General features: G+C 30.4%; 8 protein-coding genes and 1 other annotated feature. Of the genes, 2 read left to right on the top strand and 6 right to left on the bottom strand.

The features are described from left to right. Positions 1–53: 53 nt before the first annotated feature. From B3B03_RS16595 to B3B03_RS16605, 3 genes are all read right to left on the bottom strand, one after another. Positions 54–2,489: a heavy metal translocating P-type ATPase gene (locus B3B03_RS16595; RefSeq protein ID WP_346848945.1), complete on the bottom strand. Its 2,436-nt coding sequence runs from the start codon at positions 2,487–2,489 to the stop codon at positions 54–56. Between the two features lie 13 nt (positions 2,490–2,502). Continuing rightward, a complete protein-coding gene (locus B3B03_RS16600) occupies positions 2,503–2,769 on the bottom strand; it encodes a metal-sensing transcriptional repressor (protein WP_035132480.1) in 267 nt (88 codons plus the stop codon). A 145-nt stretch (positions 2,770–2,914) separates the two neighbouring features. Then, positions 2,915–3,484, bottom strand: coding sequence for an ECF transporter S component (locus B3B03_RS16605; protein ID WP_346877852.1), 570 nt, complete (start codon positions 3,482–3,484; stop codon positions 2,915–2,917). Between the two features lie 248 nt (positions 3,485–3,732). Here B3B03_RS16605 and B3B03_RS16610 point away from each other — a divergent pair, with 248 nt between their 5' ends. Next, complete coding sequence (locus B3B03_RS16610; RefSeq protein ID WP_156964319.1) at positions 3,733–3,903, top strand: hypothetical protein; 171 nt, start codon at positions 3,733–3,735, stop codon at positions 3,901–3,903. Positions 3,904–3,942: 39 nt separating this feature from the next. On the opposite strand, the gene B3B03_RS16615 is transcribed toward B3B03_RS16610, so the two are convergent. The 3 genes from B3B03_RS16615 to trpS all read right to left on the bottom strand — a co-directional run bounded on the left by B3B03_RS16615 (position 3,943) and on the right by trpS (position 7,739). Beyond that, positions 3,943–5,538: a peptide chain release factor 3 gene (locus B3B03_RS16615; protein ID WP_346848943.1), complete on the bottom strand. Its 1,596-nt coding sequence runs from the start codon at positions 5,536–5,538 to the stop codon at positions 3,943–3,945. Between the two features lie 290 nt (positions 5,539–5,828). Beyond that, on the bottom strand, positions 5,829–6,359 hold the full coding sequence (locus B3B03_RS16620) for a hypothetical protein (protein WP_346848942.1): 531 nt from the start codon (positions 6,357–6,359) through the stop codon (positions 5,829–5,831). A 381-nt stretch (positions 6,360–6,740) separates the two neighbouring features. Continuing rightward, complete coding sequence (trpS, locus tag B3B03_RS16625; RefSeq protein ID WP_346848941.1) at positions 6,741–7,739, bottom strand: tryptophan--tRNA ligase; 999 nt, start codon at positions 7,737–7,739, stop codon at positions 6,741–6,743. Between the two features lie 67 nt (positions 7,740–7,806). Next, positions 7,807–8,037: a binding site (T-box leader), on the bottom strand. Between the two features lie 268 nt (positions 8,038–8,305). Between trpS and B3B03_RS16630 the strand changes: the two genes are divergently transcribed. Further along, positions 8,306–8,572, top strand: a complete 267-nt coding sequence (locus B3B03_RS16630) for a hypothetical protein (protein WP_051824017.1) — start codon at positions 8,306–8,308, stop codon at positions 8,570–8,572. Positions 8,573–8,577 lie beyond the last annotated feature (5 nt).

The following is an 8,577-nucleotide window of genomic DNA, read 5'->3' on the forward strand; positions in this document are numbered from 1 at the left end:
TTTCCTATTTATATAGCTTAATATTTATATAGTTTCCTATATAAATAGGAATATTAAGCTTTAAATCTTCTAAGTCTCAATGCATTTAATAATACTGATACTGAACTTAGACTCATAGCTCCTGCAGCTATCATAGGATTTAATAATGGGCCACCAAAAATGTGTAATACTCCCATAGCCACCGGTATTCCTAATACGTTATAACCAAAGGCCCAGAATAAATTTTCCTTTATATTTTTAATAGTTGCTTTGCTTAGTTTTATGGCTGATATTACATCCATTAAATCACTTCTCATAAGAACTATATCTGCTGATTCAATGGCTACATCTGTTCCAGATCCTATTGCTATTCCTATATCAGCCTGGGCAAGGGCTGGAGCATCATTAATACCATCACCAACCATGCCTACTCTATTTCCATCAACTTGAAGCTTTTTCACTTCATTTGCTTTATCCTCTGGTAAAACCTCTGATAATACTATATCTATACCAACTTGTTTTGCAATGGCATCCGCCGTTCTCTTATTATCTCCAGTTATCATAGCTACTTTTATGCCCATTTTGTGCAGACTTTCTATAGCATTTTTACTACTTGCTTTAACAGTATCTGCTACAGCTATAATTCCAGCAGCATTTCCATCTATAGCTATATACATTGGTGTTTTTCCCTCTGAAGCTAATCTATCAGAAGTTTCATCTAAACTTGAAATATTAATGTTTTTTTCCATCATAAGTTTTTTGTTTCCTAGAAGAATAGATTTTTTATCTATTTCTACTTCTATACCATGTCCTGGAATAGCATTAAATTTATCGATTACTTTAAGGCTCAACCCTTTTTCCTCTGCATCTTTAACAATGGCTTCACCAAGTGGATGCTCTGATCCCTTCTCTGCACTAGCTGCTAAAATTAGAATTTCTTCCTCTGATTCACCATTAGTTATAATATCTGTAACCTTAGGTTTTCCCTCTGTTATAGTTCCTGTTTTATCAAATACTATGGTTTTTAATTTATAAGTAGTCTCTAATGGTTCTCCACCTTTAATTAAAACACCATTTTCAGCACCCTTTCCTGTTCCCACCATAATGGCAGTTGGAGTAGCAAGACCTAAAGCACATGGGCAGGCAATAACCAGTACTGCAATAAATATAGTAAGAGAAAATATAGGTGTTTCACCAGCAATCAACCAACCCACTGAAGCAATTACAGCAAGCCCTATAACTACAGGTACAAAGTAGGCTGATATAACATCTGCTAGTTTAGCAATAGGTGCTTTTGAACCTTGAGCATCTTCTACTAGCTTAACTATTTGTGCAAGAGCAGTATCTCTACCAACTCTAGTGGCCTTATACTTAATAAATCCTGTTTTATTAATACTAGCCCCTATTACACTACTTCCCATAGATTTTTCAACGGGTATGCTCTCTCCTGTAAGCATTGATTCATCTATAGATGTATTTCCTTCTATAACTTCTCCATCTACTGGTAACTTTTCACCTGGTTTTACTAGTACTATATCCCCAACTATAACCTCTTCTACAGGTACTACAATTTCTTTGTTATCTCTAATTATAGTTGCTGTTTTAGGAGCTAAACCCATTAAAGCCTTTATAGCTTGAGAGGTTTTACCTTTAGATACCGCTTCTAAATATTTACCTAAGGTTATTAAGGTTAGTATTACTGCAGCAGATTCAAAATATAGATGCATTGCATACTCATGATCCCCTTGCATTATTTTATATATAGCAAATATACCGTATATAAAAGCAGCCAAAGTTCCTATGGATATTAGTGAGTCCATATTAGGACTTAGTTTAACTAAATTTTTAAGTCCTACCTTATAAAACTTATATCCAGCTATCATTACTGGTAAGGTTAGTATCAACTGAATTAATGCAAAGTTTAACGGATTTGTCATAGGATCTATTATAGATGGAAGATGCATCCCTACCATGTGACCCATTGTTATAATTAGTAGTGGAACTGTAAAAATTAGGGAAGATATGAACCTTGTAAGTAATTTACTAGCTTCACTTTTTTCCTCTCCTTGTTTTTCCTTATCTTTTACTTCCTCTTTAATTAACTTATACCCAGCTTTATCTACTGCTGCTTTTATATCACCATAGGATATCTCATCTTCATTTACTTTTATAGTAAGCTTTTCTGTGGCAAAATTTACCGTAGCATTTTCTACTCCATCTAGTTTTTTAGTTACTCTTTCTACTCTATTAGCACAGGCAGAACAAGTCATGCCTTCTACTTTAAAATTGTAGGTTTTTACATTTTTCTTTACGCCATACCCAGCTTTAACTACAGCTTCCTCAATCTTATGAGAATTTAAATTTTCCTTATTAAAATCTACAGTTAAAGTTTCTGTAGCAAAATTTACATTTGCTTTTTCAACCCCCTCTAACTTACTAATTGCTCTCTCTACTCTATTTGCACAAGCAGAACAAGTCATACCTTCTATTTTAAATGATTTATTATCCATGTTTTCACCTTCTTTATTTTGTAATTATCTTTTCTAATATATTATTTATTTCCACAATCTTTTCATCCATATTATTATTTATTGCTGCATCCTTAACACAATGATTTAAGTGTCCTTTTAAAATTTCTAAGTTTGATTTCTTTAATAAAGCTTGTGATGCTAAGATTTGATTAGAAATATCGATACAATACCTCCCCTCTTCTATCATTTTGATAATCCCATCTATCTGACCCCTTGCTGTTTTTAACAATTGCAAAGCTTTTTTTCTTTCTTCACTCATCATTTACCTCCCCTCCCCCCTCAGGGGGTATATCTACATAATAGTACTCCATTTATATATTGTCAATAGGTTAATTTTTTATTTTAATTTAGTTTGCCCCAAAATATAAAAAAATAAAGCACCACCTTTAGTGATGCTCTATCTATTATAAATATTTAGCTAAATATTTTTTTAACGGTATAGAAAGTGGTAATGCTATAGCAATTCCCCCTGATACTTGAAGTATATTAGCTGGTATATCCTTTAAAGCCACTATAAATCCTTGTCCAATAGTTGGTATTCCATATACAAAGTGATTTAAGCAACCTCCAGCAAGAAAATATCCAAAAATCATAACTATTCCTGCTACAATGAATGCAAATAAGTTATTCCAAAATTTATCTCCTTGATAATCACCTCTATAGGCTATAGCTCCTGCTATATATGCCATAACTCCTTTTATAATAAAGGTAAATGGCGCCCATATATAGTATGGAGAAAACAAATCAAAAAATGTCATACCTATAGCAGCAGCCACAGCTCCTCTTTTTTTTCCTAGTAAGATGGCACATAAAAATAGTACTGCATCACCTATATGTAAAACTGCATTATCTCCCACTGGTATAGCTATAACTACAGTTGCTATATATGTTAACGCTGCCATAAGTCCTATTTGAACTATTTCAATGATTCTAAAACTATTTCTCGATGCTTTTATTGATGCCTTTTCTTTCATTTAAAGTCCCCCTTTATGATTATACAATATTGTACCCATACAACAAATTCAGTATCCATACAATTAAATTATACATTAAATCTATAGAATTTCAACCTTATTTTTTAATATAAAAGAATAATATTAAATATTTTACACAAAATAATTTTACCTATGATTTTCAGATCTTATAATCCTATATATTTTTGAGAAAATAGTCAAAAGATCTAACTTATTACTTTACTTGGATGTAGAAAGGATTGACATATATGATGTATCTTCGTTGGTTTGGTAGCTTTTTACTATTGGTAGTTTTAATTGGTTTATTTTTTGTTATGGGAGGAAATTTAATTAATTTAATAATTGCAGTAGCTCTTCTAACTATTGCCATGGACTACATAGAAGAATACCTAACTGTAAAAAATAAATTTAATAGTTAAATAAAAAAATTCCTCAAAGAAACTTGAGGAATTTTTCTATTATTCACCTTTACTAATATTAGATAAAACTAAGCCCTTATTGTGATCTAGTGCCCAACTAATCCCCCAATCATTTTGGAATATAAGTAAGTCTCTATCTTTAATATCCTTAACAACTTTAGAATCACTTGTTAAACTTAAATCATCAACTTTACCTTCTAAAGCTTCAATCCATCTAATATTTCTATATGGAAGCATATCCATTTTTATATCTACATTATATTCATTTTTTAATCTAAATTCTAAAACTTCAAATTGAAGAACTCCTACAACTCCTACTATAATTTGTTCTGTTCCTATGTGAAGCTCTTTAAATACTTGAATTGCTCCCTCTTGAGCTATCTGTGTTACACCCTTTATAAACTGTTTTCTCTTCATAGTATCTACAGTTCTAACCCTTGCAAAGTGTTCTGGTGCGAAGGTTGGAATTCCTTCAAACTTAAACTTCTTGCTTGGTGAACAAAGGGTATCACCTATACTAAATATACCTGGGTCAAATACTCCTATAATATCTCCAGCATAAGCATTATCAACAATTTCTCTATCTTGAGCTAAAAATTGTTGAGGTTGTGCTAGCTTTATTTTATTTCCACCTTGAACATGATAAACTTCCATACCTTTTTCAAATTGACCTGAACATATTCTCATAAAAGCAATTCTATCTCTATGAGCCTTATTCATATTAGCTTGAATCTTAAATACAAAAGCAGAAAAGTTATCATCTGTTGCCTCTATCTTTCCTATATCAGAATTTCTTCCTAATGGCGCTGTAGTTAACTTTAAGAAGTTCTCTAAAAATGGTTCTACACCAAAATTAGTTAAAGCACTACCGAAAAATACAGGGGTAAGTTCTCCAACTCTCACCTTTTCTTCATCAAAGGCATCTCCAGCTATATCTAATAATTCTATGTCCTCAAGTAATTTTTCATATAGACTATCGGTTATAGCCTCTCTAGCTGCTGATTCATCCTCTAAATCTATAACAGTCTCACTTACTTCTAACTGTCCATGATCTCCAGCTTTAAAAATATGAATTTGTTTATTATTTCTATCATAAACACCTTTAAAGTGCATACCTGTACCTATAGGCCAGTTTATTGGATATGATTTTATACCCAATTCATTTTCTATCTCTTCCATAAGTTCAAAAGGGTCTCTTGTTTCTCTATCCATCTTATTTACAAAAGTAAATATTGGAATATCTCTCATACTACAAACATGAAATAGCTTTCTAGTTTGATCCTCTACCCCTTTTGCTCCATCAATAACCATTACTGCACTATCTGCAGCCATAAGTGTTCTATATGTATCTTCACTAAAGTCCTGGTGTCCTGGAGTATCTAATATGTTTATACAATATCCCTCATATCCAAACTGCATTACTGAAGATGTAACAGAAATTCCTCTCTTCTTCTCAATTTCCATCCAGTCAGAAACAGCATGCTTAGATGTCTTTCTTGCTTTAACAGATCCTGCTAGTCTTATTGCTCCCCCATATAAAAGTAATTTTTCAGTAAGTGTAGTTTTACCTGCATCTGGGTGGGAAATTATAGCAAAGGTTCTTCTTTTCTCTATCTCCTTTATATAATCACTCATTACCTTAACTCCTTTATTTAAATTTAAAATTATCTTCAATTTATATAGTATCTCTTTTTAGCACATTTTATATAATACCATATTAATTAATATAAACACAAATATTATTAATGTTTTTATGTATATCACATTTAAAATTAACACTAAAATTTTAGTTTAAATATCATACTAAATTTATCATTTTCAATTCAATTATACCAAAATAAAGCAGTAAGATATTTGTATCTTACTGCCATTGTAATAAATATTAAAATAATAAAATATAATTCCACAAATATATAATTATAATTTTAGTATGCATAATGGCTTAATAAGCCACTATAAACTACTTGTCCCTTTTCTATTCCATCGAAATCCTCTGGTTTCACTAAAGAAACATCTTTATCAAAGTTTATGATTTTACCTTCTTTTAGTACGTAAGCCACAAATTGTGAGCATAAAAAATGATATCTTCTTTGATAAGGTATGTGTAACATTATAGCTAAAATGCCTAAAAAATTATATTTATATCTATCATGTTCACTTTCAAATCGATCTATAATCTCTTTAACTTCATTATATTCATCTTCTGTAACACTTAATTCATAAACTCTACAGGATGTACTTTTATATAGCTTAAATATTCCTCCATCAATTTGTTCTCTAACAAAACCAGCATGAAGTGGAAAATATATTTTTCTTCTTCCAAAGCTATATAATTGCTTTAATTCTTTATCTAAGGCTATAGATGTATGATTATAATTATATCTAGTATATAGCTTTATAGCTCTTGAAAAAAAAGTTCCTGTCTGTGTCAATACAACATAGATTTTTCTATCCACTTAATCACCCCAATTATTATTATAATAATGTATTAATTCATTATAAATTAAATTATTTAATAAGTATACTATATTTAAAAAATATACTATAGATATATTATAATTTAAAAACCTTACAATTTCATTAAGAAATTATTACAATTTATACATTTTTCCTTTATTTCATTTTAACCATATATGATAATCCAATCTTTTGTTCCTTTGAAAAAGAGGATGCTTCTTAAGATTTTACAAAGGATATACATAGACAAGCTTCTACTATCTTAACCATAAATACTGATGTAGTAACAGATATTAACTTCAAAAAAATTAAAAGATACTTTATATAAACTAATAAATAATAGTTTATATAAAGTACCTTTAGTATTAATACTGATAATATTAATACTGAACTAATCCTATTTTCTTTTGCATCTTTCTTAAAGTCTTTGTAGCTACATAATTTGCCTTTTCTGCCCCAGCTTTGAAGATTTCTTCTAGCTTACCTTTATTATCTAAAAGCTCTTTAACTCTCTTTTGAACTGGTTCAAGCTCCTTAACTACAGCCTCTGCTACATCTAATTTAAATTGGGCATAACCTTGCCCCTTATATCTTTCTTCTATTTCTTCCATAGATATGCCCTCAATAGTGCTTAAAATTGTCATTAAATTTTTAACTCCTGGTTGTTCATCACAGAATTTAACTTCTCCTACACTATCAGTTACAGCTCTGGATATTTTTTTTCTTATGACTTCTGGTGGATCTAATATTAAGATATATCCATTAGGATTTTCTTCCGACTTAGACATCTTCTTTTCTGGATTTTGAAGGTCCATTATTTTTGCTCCAGCCTTACCTACGTATGGTTCAGGTATTTTAAAGGTTGGACTGTATAATTTATTAAATCTGTCAGCTATATCTCTAGCTAATTCTAAATGCTGTACTTGATCTATTCCAACTGGCACTACATCTGTTTGATATAATAATACATCAGCAGCCATTATAACTGGATAACTAAATAATCCTGCCCCTATACTTTCTCCACTATTTTTAGATTTATCCTTATACTGAGTCATTCTACTTAGTTCTCCCATATAGCTATGGCAAGTTAAAAGCCATGCAGCTTCAGAATGAGCTGGTACATGAGATTGTACGAATAGAGTATTTTTTTCTGTATCTATTCCTGCAGCAATATAAATTGCTAGTACTTCTAAAGTTCTCTTTCTAAGTTCAGTTGGTATCTGTCTTACTGTAATTGCATGCAAATCTGCAATAAAGAAATAACATTCATATTCATTTTGTAGTTTCACCCAATTTTTTATAGCTCCTAAATAATTTCCTAGTGTTAAATCCCCAGAAGGCTTAATTCCACTTAACATAACTTTTTTCTTATCTTCCATGTTTTTTCTCCTTTCAATCCGTAAAATTATTCCATTTAGTTATAAATAAAAGCCCTATGGAATAAATCCATAGGGCATAAATCACGCGGTACCACCTATTTTGAGATAATAAAATCTCACCTCTTTCAGATACAAACATATCCTAGCTCTATAACGTGAGCATCCGTGCTAGACTACTTTAAATTCACCCAACATCTCAGCGACCCATTCATATCAAGCATAATTGCGATAATCTCACCATCTATCACTCTCTGAAAATCTGTTTTTAATACTACTTACTTCGCCTCACCGATCAATTAATAATAAAGTTGTTTAATATTACATTAAAGTTATTATAATTCTAATATTATATTATGTCAATATTAGAAATTGTTATTCTATTTTTTAGTTTATCTATCTCTAACCTTACTATATGATTATTTTTATTTAAATTAGAACTATATAAAAGCCCATAAATTTCTAGTATTTATTTACTGTATTGAAGCAAACTAAACATATTAAATACATTTCAGTATTTTAATATAATTTTAAAATATATCACCACTTACTTTAAGGAGGTATTTTATATGGATTCAAAAAACAATTCTAGTAAGTCTAATGGTGCAAAACCTTATGGTCCTAATGAAAGAGACTTTTTAGATGCTAGTACCAAACCTGTAAAAGCACATTCTCTTGAAGACTATGTACTGCTTCCAAATCATGTTGTAGATCCAATTGTGGCAAACAACATCTCTAATGCAGAATTTGATTATACCTATAACGAGGAATCGGATCTTCTAGGTTTTGAAGATCAACCCTTAGCATCAATAAATAAAAACACTCCAACTAAATAGTAAAA

The sequence above is a fragment of the Clostridium sp. UBA5712 genome, from assembly GCF_002419845.1.
Lineage (GTDB): Bacteria > Bacillota > Clostridia > Clostridiales > Clostridiaceae > Clostridium_J > Clostridium_J sulfidigenes.

What these genes read in the sequence shown, in the direction of transcription:
- B3B03_RS16595 (WP_346848945.1), bottom strand. Translation starts at nt 2,489, where the DNA reads ATGGATAATAAATCATTTAAAATAGAAGGTATGACTTGTTCTGCTTGT.
- B3B03_RS16600 (WP_035132480.1), bottom strand. Translation starts at nt 2,769, where the DNA reads ATGAGTGAAGAAAGAAAAAAAGCTTTGCAATTGTTAAAAACAGCAAGG.
- B3B03_RS16605 (WP_346877852.1), bottom strand. Translation starts at nt 3,484, where the DNA reads ATGAAAGAAAAGGCATCAATAAAAGCATCGAGAAATAGTTTTAGAATC.
- B3B03_RS16610 (WP_156964319.1), top strand. Translation starts at nt 3,733, where the DNA reads ATGATGTATCTTCGTTGGTTTGGTAGCTTTTTACTATTGGTAGTTTTA.
- B3B03_RS16615 (WP_346848943.1), bottom strand. Translation starts at nt 5,538, where the DNA reads ATGAGTGATTATATAAAGGAGATAGAGAAAAGAAGAACCTTTGCTATA.
- trpS (WP_346848941.1), bottom strand. Translation starts at nt 7,739, where the DNA reads ATGGAAGATAAGAAAAAAGTTATGTTAAGTGGAATTAAGCCTTCTGGG.
- B3B03_RS16630 (WP_051824017.1), top strand. Translation starts at nt 8,306, where the DNA reads ATGGATTCAAAAAACAATTCTAGTAAGTCTAATGGTGCAAAACCTTAT.